The organism is Nonomuraea cypriaca (genome assembly GCF_015645445.1).
GTDB lineage: Bacteria > Actinomycetota > Actinomycetes > Streptosporangiales > Streptosporangiaceae > Nonomuraea > Nonomuraea cypriaca.
The window spans coordinates 148,410-162,642 of record NZ_JADOGI010000003.1 but is presented as its reverse complement, the minus strand read 5'-3'; the positions used below and the strand labels follow the sequence as shown (position 1 = coordinate 162,642).

Genomic DNA, 14,233 nt, shown 5'->3' with positions numbered 1-14,233 from the left:
GCGTCAGCCTCCGCCCCGGCTGTGCGTTCTCCGGCCTGCTCACAGGCCTCAGGCTACCCTGTTTGATCACAGCCGCCGCCGCATGGACTATACGGTCCCGCTCGGCCACGGGTCTGCCTCTAGCTCGGCCCTTTTGTCATCACTTTAAGTGGACCATGGAGCGCAACTGACCGGCATCTACTTCCCGTACCAACGGTCCGTCCTGATCTCGCGACGTTCGGCGACTGGTCCGACTCGGGATTGGAGGAGATCACCCGCCAGCTCGCGGTGGTCGAGACGAGCCGATCGGTCAGGACCGCCACGCTACCCAGCCTCGCGGTTGTTACAGAACCAGAACCAGTACACATCGTGATCACGGCGGGGACAGACGGGCTGCTGTGTTGCCGGGCATGCACCCCTCCTCCTGTGGCCGGGCGGCCGCAATCCCACCGCCACCCGTGCTTCCACTCGGCCTGTGGATGCCGATGTGGTACCCACCCATGGCGACGTCATCGTCAGCGAGGGACCCGGTGATGAGGTTCACCGCGGTGAGGACGTAGTCGCCCGCAAACCTGCGTCAACCAACTGGACTATTGCGTCCAGAGAAGACCGGCGTGGCATCGATCGGCAAGTTTCCGCCGGTCATACGTTGCTTGGAGCACCAGCAGCATGCCTGGTGGTCGTGGCGGTACGTCCTCGTCTGGCCGGGTGCCTGTCTACCGGTACCATAATGGACGATATCGTCCACGGGGGTATGGTGCGAGGACTGGATACGGGGAGGTGCCGGATGAAGGCGATTGTGGTGACGGACCAGGCCGCGGGAACGGCGGGGATGACGCTGGTGGAGCGGCCGGAACCGGACGCGGCGAGGCTCGCCAGTCTCACGGGCGCGAACTACGGCGATGTCGTCGTTGAAGTTCATGCGTCGGGATTCACCTGGGATGAGCTGGAGTGGCCCTCGACCTGGACCGATCGCCTCGGCCGTGACCGGACGCCGTCGATCCCCGGGCACGAGCTGGCCGGTGTGGTCACCGCCCTCAGCTATGGAACGACGGGGTTGTCGGTGGGCCAGCGGGTGTTCGGCCTCACGGACTGGACCCGCGACGGCACGCTGGCGGAGTACGCAGTCGTCGAGGCACGCAACCTCGCGCCGCTGCCGGGCGACGTCGACTTCACGGCGGGCGCGAGCCTCGTGATGCCGGGCCTGACCGCGTGGCAGGGACTGTTCGAGCACGGCCGCCTCCGGGCGGGGCAGAGCGTCCTCGTGCACGGTGCGGCCGGCGCAGTCGGTTCGATGGCAACCCAGCTCGCCCGCGAGGCCGGCGCCTACGTCATCGGCACCGGGCGTGCTGCCGGCCGTCAGACGGCGCTCGACTTCGGCGCGCAGGAGTTCGTCGACCTCGAGAACGACGCCCTGGAAGACGTCGGCGGAGTCGATCTGGTTTTCGATGTCTTCGGCGGCGACATCGGGAGGCGGTCCGCGGGTCTGGTTCGAGCCGGAGGAACGCTGGTGACCATCGCCGGGCCGCCCGAGGCACGGCCCGCCGACGGCCTGGCGATCGACTTCGTCGTCGTGCCCGATCGCCCCCAACTGAGTGAGATCGTCCAGCGGGTGCGGGACGGACGGCTGCGGACGAACATCGGCAACGTCGCGACCCTCGACGACGCCGTCGCCGCCTTCAACCCGACCAAGCGGGCCAAAGGGAAGACGATCATCCGCGTTCGTCCGTAGGGACACGGAGACAGCGAGCGGTCCTGGCCTCCTCGTGGATCAGCGTCAGCCGCGTGGTCTGTGGGGCGGGCCGTGTTGTAGTGCTCCAGGTAGCGGGTGAGCGGTGTTCATCAGGAAGTTATGGGCGGCCTGGCTGGTCCACGGGCCGGTGGGGTTGGCGGTGACGCCGAGCAGGTGGGCACGGCGGCTGCCGTGTTCGAGCATGATCAGGGCGTACAGGCGTGTGAGGTTGATGGTGTCCACGTAGAGGAAGTCGACGGCGGCGATGTGTTCGGCCTGGGCGGTCAGGAACTGCTTCCATGTCGGCCCGGTACGGCGTGGGGCGGGGTCGATCCCGGCCCGGTTCGGGATGTTCCACACGGTAGAAGCGGCGATATGTCCAGGGCGGGTGAGTTCACCGTGGATGCGCCGGTGGGCCCCGCCTTGGGGTTCTCCGCGGCCATGCGCAGGATGAGGGCCTTGACCGCAGCTGTCGTGGGCGGTCGTCCGGGACGGCGCCGTCCGCGGTGGTCCCACTTCTTGGCCACGAGTTTGTGGTGCCGGGCCGGCAGGATGGCCGGAGTCATGGGGAAGATCTTCTCCCATTGGCGGCGGGGTATCAGGTGCGAGAGTGCCGCCACCCCTTCCATTCCACCGGACGAGGGGCTCTGCGCTGGAGGGACTGGCACGTCAGGCCCCCGAGAGCGCCCCGTTCAGCCGGGGATGACCGGCAGGAGAAGGTAGGGTGCCACGCCGCCGGTGAAATGCAACGTGTTGACGCCGCCGAAGATCGCCGCTGGACGGTCCTGCGCGTTGCCGTGCAGAAACGGCCCCGTGCCCTTCATCGGGTACATCGCGCCCGGCAGCATGACTCCTTCGTTCTCGTAGTCGCGCCCGCGTACGGTCAATCCGATCCGGTAACCGGCCGGCACCACGATGCACGTGGGCCAGATCTCCACATCGAGCTCGACCGGAACACCGGGCTCCAGCGGCCATATTTCGTCGTGGGAATGCCATGGCCGGTGGGGAAGGCTGCGCTGCGTGTCCAGTTTCCGGTGTGAGGCCCGCAGCCAGCCCAGTCCCACCGGCACGCTGGGGTCGTTGCTTCCGATGAAGGTGACCTCCTCGCCGTCCGGGTCGAACACCCTCAAAGCGAGAAAGACGTCGGCGTCGGTGGTGTCGGAGGACAGCGTGAGGTGAGCCGCCACTGGCCCGGTGATCTCGAGTTCGTCGGTCAGCGGCGGGGTCAGGAAGGTCAGCCCGTCTCCTGTCGTCTCGTAGGAGAGGTCGGCCCCGCTGCTCGGCGTGGTGCCGAGGGCCTGCCCGTCGGGGTCGAGGTAGTACTTGGTCCACCGGGTGCGCCGCAGGGGCCACTCGTTCTCACTGCGCTGGACGAACTTTTCCCCTGGGTGGCGCACCTGCAGCTCGACCGGGGGCTGCTGCGTCCAGCCGGTGTCCTCATCGCGCAGGAAGTGGCCGAAAAAGCGCTTCTGCAGGGCGATGCCGTGGTCGGTGTAGAACGGGGAGAAATGCGTGTCGCCATGCATCTCCAGCCACTTCTGCTCCGACGGCACCGCCAGATAGCCCTCGAGGTTCCCGCGCGGGTGCAGTCCTTGGCCGCCCCAGTTACCCGAGGACAGCAGCGGCACGGTGATCTTGCTGAAGTCGGGGGAGCGGTCGCGGTAGTAGTCGCCGTCCAGCGGCCGGTCCAGGATGTCCTGACCAGGGTTGATGCGGTTGGCGGCGAGTTCCTCCTCGGAGAGCGTCTCGGGGCCGGCCGCGAGTTCTCCGGTCACCGGGCTGCGCGGCCCGCGCTCCCCGGTCCCGTGCTGTACACGGACCACCTGCCGCTGGAACCATGAGCCGAGGAACTCGCAGAGGATGCCGCCGTGCCTGGACATCTCACGGTAGTAGTCGGCCGATCCCTCCCAGACGCAGATCGCGGCGAGGTGCGGGGGCCGCAGGCCGGCGACCTGCCATTGGTTGATCGCGTAGTACGAGATCCCGAGCAGGCCGATGCGCCCGTTGCTCCACTCCTGCGTCGCGGCCCACTCGATGCACTCGTAGAAGTCCTTCGTCTCCCGGGGGGAGAAGGGATCGAGGTGACCATGCGAGCGCCCCGCGCCTCTGGAGTCGATGCGCACGCACACGTAGCCGTCGGGAACCCACTTCTCGGGATCGACGAGCTCCCAGTTCTGGTACTTGTTGGTGGTGCCCTCGGCGATCTCCGGATACGCCTCGATCATGCGGTTCCAGTTGCCGGGATAGCCCTCCTGGAACGACAGGCCCTTGGCGTAGGGCCCCATCGACATGATCGTCGCGTACTCACCGGGTTCGACCGGCCGGAAGATGTCCGCGCGCAGGACGACGCCGTCGTCCATCGTGATCGGCACGTCCCAGTCGATCCGCATTCCATCGGCGACGGTGCTCATTGCTGTCCCTTCCGGTCATCGGCCTGCTCGCCGTGGAGCTTGTCCTCGATCCAGTCCCACATCGCCGCCACCCCGATGCTCAGGTTGTCGATCTGACAGTGGTGGTAGCCGCCCTCCTCGCGGGTGAACAGGCGCAGCGTCTTGTCCTTGGAGCCGACCGCGTCGAAGCACGCCTGCGCATCGGCGAGCGGGATCTGCTCGTCGCCTTCGCCGTGCAGCAGGAGGAAGGGCCGCTCGATGCGTTGCACGACACCGTCGAGCCGGTAACTCCGCAGCGCGGTGAGCGCCTCCTCGCGCGTATTGACGCCGAGCACCCACAGCAGGTGATGCCACGGCACGGACAACGCCGGGTTGTCACTGCGGTCGATACGTTCGAGCCTGCGGACCCAGGTGGCGTGATAGTCCCATTGCGCACCCCAGGCCACGCAGCAGGCGAAGCGCGGCTCGAACGCGGCGGCGCGGGGAGCGTAGTAGCCACCCAGGCTGATCGCCATCACGCCGATCCGGTCGGCGTCGATCTCGTCGCGGGTGGCGAGCCATTCGTAGGCGGGCGTAGCGTAGCGCTCGGTCTCGTGATGCAGCGGGAGCCCGCGGAAGCGAATCGCCTCGCCGTTGCCCGGCCCGTCGACGATCAGGCAAGCGATCCCGCGTTCCGCCAGGTCGCGTACGCCCTTGAGGTACTGCAGCTCCTTGGTGATGTCGAACCCGTCGAAGTAGACCATCGCGGGACCCGGGGTCCCGGCCGTGGTGTTCTCCGCGTGGACGTAGAGCGCGGGCAACGAGCCGCCCTCGTACGGGATCTCGACGCTCTCGATCCTCGGACGGTCGGTCAGCCCTGCGGCGTCACGGAAACAGTCGACGCCGCTCCGGTAGGCCGCGTCGCTCTCGGCGGTCTTGGGCGTGAGGAACCGCTCACCGACGTGGTAGTAGCAGGAGGCCCGCAGCAGGTAGCCGGCGGCGCTGCGCCGGTAGCCGGCGGCAAGACGGTCGCGGCCCATCCGCTCGACGTGTTCTGCCTGGGCGGCCCATTCGCGAAACCACGCCTCGTCATCGCCGAGCCGGTCCATCAGGCGCAGACCGACCCGATTGACCTCGCCGATCTCCGAGCCTCCCCACGGCGCATTGTTCAGCGCGAGCAGCAGCCCATGAGACCAGCGGTAGTTGTCGGGAAAGTAATTGAAGGACAGATCCTGAAGGCTCGTCTGGGTCATGCGCAGGGCATTCCTCTCGATGTCAGCTCCCGCTCTCGGTCACCTTGACCGCGTCCTTGGCGAGCGAGTTGTCGTAGAAGTTGGGCAGGGTGGCGTCCGTCACCGAGGACAGCGAGGCGATGTTGTTGGCGTGCGCGTTGTCCAACATCTTCTTAAGCGCCGGTTCCGTGAACTCTCCGGTCGCGCTCTCCGCGGGCAGGTCCTCGAGGAAGTGCTTGTACGTCGTGGCCGCGGCGTCGTTGGACACCTTCATCTCTTTCGCGATGGACCTGATGACCTTGTCCTTGTTCGCCGGGTCGTAGAGCCACTTGATCGTGTCCTGGTAGCCGCGCACGAAACGGACTGCTGTATCGCGGTTCTCGCTGTACCACGACTGCAGGGCGACCAGGGTGCCGAACTGCGCGCCCTTGAGGCTGGGGGAGTCGGCCGCCTCGGCGAGGACCTTGGCGCCCTGGGAGGTCGCCTTCAGCGTGTCGGGCGGGAAGAGCAGCAGCCCGGAAACCTGCTTGGCCTGCAGAGCCGCCACCCGCGCGGTGGTCACGCCGACGTTCGTGAACGTGTAGCCGGTATTGGGCTTCAGCCCGGCGTCGGCCAGCAAGGTCGCTCCGGCGTAGTAGTCGGCGCTCGCGTTCGCGGCGTTGACGCCCACCTTCTTGCCCTTGAGCCCGGCCACCGAACTGATCGACGGGTCTACCACCAGGCTGTAGGGATTCTTGGTCTCCGTCGAGACCACCATGCGCAGGCTCTTCTCCTTCAGGCCCGCCGCGATCGCCTGCTCCGGCGTGGACGACCCGAACTGCACCGCGCCCGCGAGCAAGGAGGGCACGACCTGGGCCTGGCTGTTGAAGATGACGAGGTCGAGGTCGATGCCGGCCGGCTCCATGAGTTTGTAGTCGCGCGCCACGATCATCCAGATGTGCAGCGCGTTCAACCCGGTGATCGCCAAGGAGACCTTCTGCAGGCCGGGTTTGCCCGATCCGGTGTTGCCGCCACAGGCGGTCAGCGCCAGGATCAGCGCGCAGCCGACAGCGATCAGCGACCTGACCGATCTCCTCGAGTGCCTTGTCTTCGTGTGATGCCAGCGCATCGTCAATCCCTATCTATCGGCTGGTCAGGGGGTCCGGGGGTCCTCGGCACGCCATAGAGGTACCGCCAGGTGGGTGTGATCGCGTCATCTTCTCCGTCGAGGGTCAGCCGGATCTCATGCCCATGGAGACCCGTACCTCCTCCTCGATCATTTTCCAGATGTGGTCGTACAGGGCGCCGAACTCGGCGGTCCGCTTGACCTCGAGATCGCGCGGCCGGGCGAATGGGACGTCGATGATGTCCTTCATCCGCCCCGGCCGGGCGGTGAGCACGATGATGCGGTCCGCCAGGAAGATCGCTTCGTCGATCTGGTGCGTGATGAACAGGACGGTGCCACCCGCGGTGCGTTCCCAGATGCGCAGCAGCTCGCTCTGCATGATTTCGCGGGTCTGCGCGTCGAGGGCGGCGAAGGGCTCGTCCATCAGAAGGAGTTCCGGCTCGATGCAGAACGCCCGCGCGAGGTTCGCGCGCTGCCGCATGCCGCCGGACAGCTCGTGGGGGTAGTGCTGCTCGAAACCGGCGAGCCCGACCACCTCGAGGAACCTGCGCGCCTGCTCCAAGCCGGCGCGCTTCGGCTTGCCCTGCAGTTCCAGGCCGAGCGCGATGTTCTTGAGCACGGTGCGCCAGGGCATCAGCGTGTCCTGCTGGAAGACGAAGCCGCGGTCGGGGCCGGGATCGGTTCGCTCCTGGCCGTCGATGAGCAGGCTGCCGGCGCTGATGGACTCCAGCCCGTCGGCCATGCGCAGCAACGTGGTCTTGCCGCACCCGCTGGCGCCGACGACGGCGACGAACTCACCGGGAGCGATGCCGAAGTTGATGTCACGCAGCACCTCGAGCGGCTGACCGCGCTTGATGAAGTGTTTGTGCAGGCCCCGCGCCTCCAGCTTCAGCGCCGGTCCTCCGGCTTGGTTCACTGCACCTTGGACTGCCGCCATGGGGCCACCCATCGTTCTAGTGTGTGCATCAACCGGATGAGGATCATGCCGATCGCGGCGAGGATGAAGACGCCGAGCCACACGCCGGCGGTGTCGAAGTTGTTCGACGCGGTGAACACGGCGTGCCCGAGCCCGTTGGTCGAGCCGAAGAACTCCGCCACGACGACACCGATCAGCGCGCGCCCGACGGCCAGCCGCAGGCCGGTCACGATGAAGGGCACCGCCCATGGCAACATCACCTTGGCGAAGATCTGGCGCCGGTTCGCACCGAAGGAGTACGCCGTCTCGACCAGCTTCTCGTCCGTGGTCCTGATGCCCGCCGCGGTGTTGATGATCACGGGGAAGATCGCCAGCGAGATCACCACGGCGATCTTCGCCTGCAGGCCGATGCCGAAGACGATGACGAACAACGGCGCCAGCGCGATGAGCGGCGTCGAGTACAACGCCGACACCCAGATGTCCAGGAAGTCGAAGACGACCTTGCTCATCGCCATGACGACACCGATGGCGATGCCGAAGACGGCCGACAGCACCAGGCCGATCGCGAATCCCTGGACGCTGGCCCCGAAGTCCGTCAGCAGCTGACCGCCGTTCAGGCTCTCCTGGAGGGCGGTCCAGACGGCGCCGAGGGGCACGATCACGAGCTGGCTGGCGCGCTCCGCGACGAGTTGCCAGATCACCACCCCGAGGATCAGCGATGCCACCGTGTGGATCACCGTGTCGAACCGGCGGTAGAAGGCGACGACGCGGCGCCACCCGCGCGGACGCGGGGCGGGCGGGATGACGAACTCGTCCGCGGGTGGCGGCCGGCGGGATGCGGCCTCCGTCTTGGACGGAGTCGTGGGGGAGCTTGTCTCAGACAGAACGTGCTCCTTTCTCATGTCGGCCGCTGAGGCGTCACTGCGCCGCGGCCTCGGGGAGATAGCCCGTCCGCAGGTCCGTACGCCGCCAGTCGCGGAGCACGCCGGGCTTGGTCCGCCATGGTGAGGGGCCGGCGACGATGCGGTCCTGTTCCCTCCGCAGCCAGCGCACCCGGTCGAGGTCCACGGTGGCGACGTGCACGCCCTCGCCGTACTCCTCCAGGGCGACCTGCTCGGGAGTGCAGATCATCGACACCCCCTTGTCACCCGCGTCGGGGATGTTGGCGCAGATGGCCGTCACGGCCAGGTTCTCGATGGCCCGGGCCCACGCCAGCGTGCGCCACGTCTCGAAGAGGGCGCCGCCGTGCCCGCCCGCGTGCCGCTGCGGGCCGGTCAGTCCGGCCGGCATGAGGATGAGCTCGGCGCCGCCGAGCGCGAGCTGACGAGGCAGTTCCGGCGAGTAGACCTCGCTGCAGACCAGCATCCCGATGCGGCCCAGTTCGGTCTCGAACACCGGCAGGTCGTCGCCGGGGACCCAGTCGAAGTCCCAGTAGGCGCCGCCCACGTAGATCCACGGTGCGTGCACGGGCACGGTACGGCGGTACCGGCCCAGCTCGGAGCCATCAGGACCCATCAAGACCAGGGTGTTGTAACACCGGCTGGTGTCACCGCCGACCGGTTCTGCGAAGCCGCCCACCAGATGCACCCGGTGGGCGCGCGCCAACGCCGACAGCTCCTTTTCCGGCGTACGGGTGATCGGCCGGCGCCACTCTCCCGGATAGGTCTCGGGCAGGCAGACCAGCTGGGCTCCCCGCGCGGACGCGTCGGCGACGTACTGCTCGGCGGAACGCAGGTTCGCGGCGTAGGAGTCCGGGCCGAAGTGCGTGAGTGGATTGACGGTCGCGATCGTGAGCGTCATGGCGCGGCCGACCGATGCGTGTGCGTGCCTCGACACCTCATGTGCATCCTCCAACCGGTGAACGACCGAGCGTCCTGTCGGCTACCGCCGGGCCCAGCCTCTTCGATGGAAAGCGACAACGCTGTCTTGTTATTGGCAGTGTTACTGGAATGTCTTGGTAATGCAAGGGTTGCGGTCAGATAGACCTAGGGTTACGGCCCACACCCTTCGCTAGATCGCCCGCAGGAAGCGTGCGGCATTGCCGCCCAGCACGGCGGCCTGCTCGCGCTCAGGCAGGCCGAGCCGCCGGACCGCCGCGACCGGATCGGGCGTGGCCATGTCGAACGGGTGGTCGCTGCCGAGCACCACGCGCTCCCAGCCGACCCGTGCCCCGAGGAACGCCAGCGCGGTGTCGTCGTGCGTGAGGGTGTCGAAGTACATGCGCTCGACGTACTCGCTCGGGGTGCGGGCGATGTGGCGGCGGGGCTCTGACCTGCGCGACCATCCGTGGTCCCAGCGGCCGAGCTGGTAGGGGGTGAAGCCGCCGCCATGTACGAACCCGAAGCGGAGTGCGCGGTGACGTTCGAGCACGCCACCGAAGACGAGAGCGGCCATGGCGATGGTGGACTCCAGCGGGTTCCCGACCAGGTTGACCAGGTAGTACGACGACAGCCGGTCGGCTCCCGCGACGGTGCGCTGGTCGGGATGGACCCAGACCGGCAGGCCGGCCTCGGAGAGGGTCGCCCAGACGGGGTCGAGCGCGGGGTCGTCGAGGTTGCCGCCGTTGATGTTCGTACCGATCTGCACGCCACGTACCCGCCGCTCCTTCGCGAGGTGGGCCACCTCCCGGACCGCGGCTTCCGGATCTTGCAGGGGCAGCGTCCCGAACACGTGGATGCGGTCAGGGTGAAGCCGGCTGACTTCCATGGCCGCCTCGTTCTGCACTCGTGCGCAGGTCGCGCCGGCGGCGGAGTCGAGCTGGTAGAGAAGCTGCGGCGGCGGCACCGCGACCACCTGGCGGTCGATCCCGTCGCGGTCCATGTCGGCCAGCCTGGCCTCGACCTCGAACATCGAGGCGGGCACCGGTCCGAGTGCCGGGCGTCCCGGGTAGGTGAGAAAGTACCCGTCGGGGCCTGTGGACAGCGCGGGGCACAGTTCTGGAAAACGCCCGTTGAGGATGGCGATCGCGGCGCGGTCGATCAGATGGGCATGCAGGTCGATGGTCGGCATGGGCCGCTCCCGTGTGACTAGCCTGTCGCGCGGACTTATCGCTCGCGCTGTTCGTACGTAACGTACGCCAAGAGCGGTAAGATGTTGAGACAACGTCTCGTTAGTTCGGACCGAAATACGGCACGATCGGCGCGCCGACACCGAGGAAAGTGTCTCGATGAATGCCCGCCGCGCGGTGGCGAGCCACCTGTGCGCCGAGTACCGTTGCCGTCAAGTCGACCGCGTAAGGCCACCACGAGTGGCAGATGGAGGCAATCTGTGCGCGCCAGAACAGCCTCACCGGGCAGCGTTGAACAGCCTGCCCGCGTCAGGAGTTCCGTTCGGTGGCAGGACTTGGGCCGTGTCTGACACGCTTTCCGACGGCAGCGCGGAAAAGCCGGTGACCAGGCCCCGCGAGCGTGCCACGCAGCCGGGTCGCTACAGCACCGCCGGCAAGGTGCTCAAGCTGCTTGAGGCCCTCGCCGCGCGAGAGCGGGTGGGCGTCCGCGAACTGGCCCGCGACATCGGGATCGACAAGAGCGCGGTCTCACGGCTGTTTGACCAGTTCTGCGACCTCGGGCTCGCCGAACAGGACCAGGTCTCGGGGCAGTTCTCGGCCGGCCCGGGATTGTTCTCGCTCGCCGCCATGATCCACGGCCGGGACACCCTGTGGCAGGCCACCGAGCCGATCTTGCGGAAGCTGGCCACCCACTTCAACGAGACCTGCTACCTGGCCACGCGCGAGGGCGACCAGATCGTGTTCCGGGAGAAGATCGACTGCACGCACACCCTGCGGTATGTCATCGACCCCGGCAGCCGGGTGCCCCTGCACGCCGGAGCCGGAGGGCGCGCGGTCCTGCTCGGGCTGCCGCCGGAGGAGGTCGACCAGATCATCGAGCGGACGGGCCTGCCGCAGATCACCCCGCAGACGATCATCGACCCCGACGAGCTGCGCAGGCAGCTCCGCGAGGACCGCAGCCGCGGCTACGCGATCAGCATGGGCGAGCGGGTGGCCGCCGGATCCGCGGTGGCCGCTCCCTTCTACGATGCCGACGGACGCTGCCGAGGGTCGCTGGTCTTCACCTGTCCCTCGCAGCGCTTCGACATCCGGCGCGCCCCCGAGATCGCCGACTCCGTCACCGCCGCGAGCCGCGCGCTGTCCCAGCGTCTCGGCCACCAGCTCGCCGGGACAGCCGCTTCCTGAACATCATGGTCAGAGGGCGCGCTCGGCGCCGAGCACCACACTGGCGTGGGCGCCGAGCGTGAGTCCCATGCCGTGCACCATTGAGATCGCCGCGCCGGGCATCTGACGGTCACCGGCCTGACCGCGAAGCTGACGGACCGCTTCGGTGAGCAGGAACAGGCCGAGCATGCCCGGATGGGTGTAGGACAGGCCGCCGCCGTTGGTGTTGAGCGGCAACGAGCCGCCCGGTGCGATGGCGCCCGAGCCGGCGAAGGCGCCTCCCTCTCCCTTCGCGCAGAATCCGAGATCCTCCAGCAGGATCAGCAGGCTGATCGTGAAGGCGTCGTAGACGTGCGCGGTGTCCACCTCGGACGGCCGCACCCCGGCCATCGCGTACGCACGCGCCGCGCTCTCCTCGGCGCGGGTCGTCGTGAGGTCAGGCATGCCGGTCACATTGCGATGATCGGCCGCCTCGCCGAACCCCAGCACATAGATGGGAGTGGCCGGCAGGTCCCGGGCCCGCTCCGCCGACGTCAGCACGAGCGCGGCCCCGCCATCGGTGACCAGGCAGCAGTCGAACTTGTGCAGCGGGCTGCTGATGACCGGCGAGGACAGCACGTCGTCCACGGTCAGCGGGGTCTGGTAGGGGGCCGCCGGGTTGCGCAGCGCCCATTGGCGCGCCGCGACGGCGACCTCGGCCAGCTGCTCGGAGGTCGTTCCGTACTGGTGCATATGCCGTTGCGCGATCATGGCCATGGGGCTGATCGGATGCCACATGCCATAGGGCTGCTCGTACGGCGACCACTCCGCGGTGCTGACCAGCTTGCCCTTGTCCGAGCGCTGGGTGCTGCCGTACGTGATCAGCGCGTAGTCGCACAGCCCCGCCCTGATGGCCGCGGCGGCGTGCCCGACGTGCGCTTCGAACGAGCATCCCCCGACCGCGGTGGAGTCCGTGTAGCGAGGGTGAAGCCCGACGTACTCACTGAACGTCAGCGACGGCATCGAGTAGTACGCCGAGGACGTGAAGAGCCCGTCGATGTCGCCCAGGATCAGGCCGGCTTCCGTGATCGCCTGCCTGGAGGCCTCCGCCATCAGCCCGACCGGTGAACGGCCGTCGCTCTGGAAGGTGTCCACTTCGGCGATCCCGACGATCGCGACCTCACCGCGCAACGAGCCGCGGGTCACTGTCCGGCCGCCGCAACGAAGGAGAGCAGGGTCAGGTCGTCCCTGACGTCGTCGTACTCCAGCTCGACCCGCAGGCCCACCCGCGGCTCAGGGACCCGGAGGTCGCCGAGGACCCGCACACCCTCGTCGAGGTCGACCAGCGCCACGGTGTACGGCACATCATCGGCGCGCCAAGCGGCTGCGGGCCGGTGAATGGTCGTGAACGAATACACGCTGCCGCGTCCGGACGAGGAGTCCAGCCGCAGCTCGGTGCCGAGGCATCGCGGGCAGACCGTGCGCGGATAGGCGAACCGGGCGGCGCATCCGGCGCACACCTGGATGCCCAGGTCGTGGGCCCGCAGCCGCTCGTAGAACAGCCGCTCTTCGCCGCGTAGGGCAAGGGGTGGTACGTCTCGCATATGTCTCTCCAATCTATCGGGACGGTGTCTTGTAATCCTGCCGAGAGGTTTCAGCTGTCTTGTACACATACAGTGCTTGCGTTGATCAGCTCTGCACGTCAGACTGCCGTAAATAAGACGACGTTGCAATAATCTGTCATCAGCGAGAGGAACGCCAGATGAAGCCGAACATCGACACCGTTCGCGAGTTCTGCGCCCGGCACACGAACTGGAGACGGTGGGGAGACGACGACCAGCGCGGCACGTTGAATCACGTCACGCCGGAAGACGTCGCGGCCGCGGCCCGCCTGGTCCGGTCAGGACGAACGATCTCGCTCGCCCTGCCGTTCGACGAGAACGGGCCGCAAAAGGGCAACTTCAACAGGTTCAACCCGATCCACCTGATGACCCGCGACGGAGCCGACGCCCTGGCCAACACCTCGATCCGCGACTTCTACGGCGGCAACGACCGGCACTTCCGCGGCACGGACGACATGGTGATCATGCCGTTGCAGTGCGGTACCCAGTGGGACTCGCTCGCGCACGTCGTCTTCGAGAACCAGATCTACAACGGCTACAGCGCCGACCAGGTGTCCAGCAAGGGCGCGATGAAGAACGACGTCCGCAACGCCGCGGGCGGCATGGTGGGCCGCGGCGTGCTCCTCGACGTGCCGCGCAGCCAGGGGGTGCCGTGGCTGGAACCGGGTACGGCGATCGGCGCCGAGGAACTGCAGCGGGCGGTCGACTTCGCCGGCGTCACGGTCGGGCGAGGCGATTTCGTCTTCGTCCGTACCGGCGCGATGGCCCAGGTCCGATCCGCGGGGGAGTGGGGCACCTACGCGGGAGGCGCCGCCGCGGGACTGGGCCTGGACAGCATCGACTGGATCGCCGAGCGTGAGATCGCGGCGGTGGCGACCGACACGTGGGGCATGGAAGTGCTGCCCAACGAGACCCCCGACGTCTTCCAGCCGCTGCACATCGTGTTCATCGTGCACATGGGCCTGTGGGTCGGCGAGATCTTCGACCTCGAGGGGCTGGCCGATGACTGTGCCGGTGACTCCGTCTATGAGTTCCTGTTCTGCGGCCCGCCGCTGCCGTTCACCCACGCGGTCGGCTCGCCGCTCAACCCGATGGCCATCAAGTAACCGGCGGCCCATCCCCAGGGCG

General features: G+C 67.8%; 13 protein-coding genes and 1 pseudogene. 3 read left to right on the top strand and 11 right to left on the bottom strand.

The genetic code is table 11. From position 1 onward, the window contains the following. Positions 1-352: 352 nt before the first annotated feature. Positions 353-544: pseudogene (locus tag ITP53_RS60920) on the bottom strand (hypothetical protein); the annotation flags it as partial. A 165-nt stretch (positions 545-709) separates the two neighbouring features. Between ITP53_RS60920 and ITP53_RS02275 the strand changes: the two are divergent. Next, positions 710-1,711, top strand: a complete 1,002-nt coding sequence (locus ITP53_RS02275; RefSeq protein ID WP_236050329.1) for an NADP-dependent oxidoreductase — start codon at positions 710-712, stop codon at positions 1,709-1,711. A 45-nt stretch (positions 1,712-1,756) separates the two neighbouring features. Here the strand turns inward: ITP53_RS02275 and ITP53_RS02270 are convergent, their stop codons facing one another. The 8 genes from ITP53_RS02270 to ITP53_RS02235 all read right to left on the bottom strand — a co-directional run bounded on the left by ITP53_RS02270 (position 1,757) and on the right by ITP53_RS02235 (position 10,342). After that, positions 1,757-2,071 (bottom strand): hypothetical protein, encoded by a 315-nt coding sequence (locus ITP53_RS02270; protein ID WP_195893573.1) that lies wholly within the window; start codon positions 2,069-2,071, stop codon positions 1,757-1,759. Between the two features lie 332 nt (positions 2,072-2,403). Then, positions 2,404-4,122, bottom strand: a complete 1,719-nt coding sequence (locus ITP53_RS02265; protein WP_207755432.1) for a CocE/NonD family hydrolase — start codon at positions 4,120-4,122, stop codon at positions 2,404-2,406. Then, positions 4,119-5,333 (bottom strand): alpha/beta hydrolase family protein, encoded by a 1,215-nt coding sequence (locus ITP53_RS02260; protein WP_195893572.1) that lies wholly within the window; start codon positions 5,331-5,333, stop codon positions 4,119-4,121. The genes ITP53_RS02265 and ITP53_RS02260 overlap by 4 nt, the downstream gene beginning before the upstream one ends. Positions 5,334-5,355: 22 nt before the next feature. Then, entirely contained in the window at positions 5,356-6,420 is a 1,065-nt protein-coding gene (locus ITP53_RS02255; RefSeq protein WP_195893571.1) for an ABC transporter substrate-binding protein, read from the bottom strand. 103 nt (positions 6,421-6,523) lie between these two features. After that, positions 6,524-7,333: an ABC transporter ATP-binding protein gene (locus ITP53_RS02250; RefSeq protein WP_328813737.1), complete on the bottom strand. Its 810-nt coding sequence runs from the start codon at positions 7,331-7,333 to the stop codon at positions 6,524-6,526. Continuing rightward, positions 7,330-8,235, bottom strand: coding sequence for an ABC transporter permease (locus tag ITP53_RS02245; protein WP_195893569.1), 906 nt, complete (start codon positions 8,233-8,235; stop codon positions 7,330-7,332). The genes ITP53_RS02250 and ITP53_RS02245 overlap by 4 nt, the downstream gene beginning before the upstream one ends. A 16-nt stretch (positions 8,236-8,251) precedes the next feature. Beyond that, positions 8,252-9,169 carry a carbon-nitrogen hydrolase family protein gene (locus ITP53_RS02240; protein ID WP_195893568.1) on the bottom strand — a complete coding sequence of 306 codons (918 nt, stop codon included), beginning with the start codon at positions 9,167-9,169 and terminating at the stop codon, positions 8,252-8,254. A gap of 174 nt (positions 9,170-9,343) precedes the next feature. Further along, complete coding sequence (locus tag ITP53_RS02235; RefSeq protein ID WP_195893567.1) at positions 9,344-10,342, bottom strand: amidohydrolase family protein; 999 nt, start codon at positions 10,340-10,342, stop codon at positions 9,344-9,346. Positions 10,343-10,682: 340 nt separating this feature from the next. Here ITP53_RS02235 and ITP53_RS02230 point away from each other — a divergent pair, with 340 nt between their 5' ends. Further along, positions 10,683-11,525: an IclR family transcriptional regulator gene (locus ITP53_RS02230; protein WP_195893566.1), complete on the top strand. Its 843-nt coding sequence runs from the start codon at positions 10,683-10,685 to the stop codon at positions 11,523-11,525. Between the two features lie 9 nt (positions 11,526-11,534). On the opposite strand, the gene ITP53_RS02225 is transcribed toward ITP53_RS02230, so the two are convergent. Both ITP53_RS02225 and ITP53_RS02220 read right to left on the bottom strand, forming a co-directional pair. Further along, positions 11,535-12,674, bottom strand: coding sequence for an acetyl-CoA acetyltransferase (locus ITP53_RS02225; RefSeq protein WP_207755431.1), 1,140 nt, complete (start codon positions 12,672-12,674; stop codon positions 11,535-11,537). Positions 12,675-12,685: 11 nt separating this feature from the next. Continuing rightward, on the bottom strand, positions 12,686-13,087 hold the full coding sequence (locus ITP53_RS02220; RefSeq protein WP_195893564.1) for a Zn-ribbon domain-containing OB-fold protein: 402 nt from the start codon (positions 13,085-13,087) through the stop codon (positions 12,686-12,688). 158 nt (positions 13,088-13,245) lie between these two features. Here ITP53_RS02220 and ITP53_RS02215 point away from each other — a divergent pair, with 158 nt between their 5' ends. Then, positions 13,246-14,211 (top strand): cyclase family protein, encoded by a 966-nt coding sequence (locus ITP53_RS02215; protein WP_195893563.1) that lies wholly within the window; start codon positions 13,246-13,248, stop codon positions 14,209-14,211. Positions 14,212-14,233 lie beyond the last annotated feature (22 nt).

Excerpts from the sequence above, each read along its gene's own strand:
- ITP53_RS02275 (WP_236050329.1), top strand. The coding sequence starts at position 710 with ATGGACGATATCGTCCACGGGGGTATGGTGCGAGGACTGGATACGGGG.
- ITP53_RS02265 (WP_207755432.1), bottom strand. The coding sequence starts at position 4,122 with ATGAGCACCGTCGCCGATGGAATGCGGATCGACTGGGACGTGCCGATC.
- ITP53_RS02260 (WP_195893572.1), bottom strand. The coding sequence starts at position 5,333 with ATGACCCAGACGAGCCTTCAGGATCTGTCCTTCAATTACTTTCCCGAC.
- ITP53_RS02255 (WP_195893571.1), bottom strand. The coding sequence starts at position 6,420 with ATGCGCTGGCATCACACGAAGACAAGGCACTCGAGGAGATCGGTCAGG.
- ITP53_RS02245 (WP_195893569.1), bottom strand. The coding sequence starts at position 8,235 with ATGAGAAAGGAGCACGTTCTGTCTGAGACAAGCTCCCCCACGACTCCG.
- ITP53_RS02235 (WP_195893567.1), bottom strand. The coding sequence starts at position 10,342 with ATGCCGACCATCGACCTGCATGCCCATCTGATCGACCGCGCCGCGATC.
- ITP53_RS02220 (WP_195893564.1), bottom strand. The coding sequence starts at position 13,087 with ATGCGAGACGTACCACCCCTTGCCCTACGCGGCGAAGAGCGGCTGTTC.
- ITP53_RS02215 (WP_195893563.1), top strand. The coding sequence starts at position 13,246 with ATGAAGCCGAACATCGACACCGTTCGCGAGTTCTGCGCCCGGCACACG.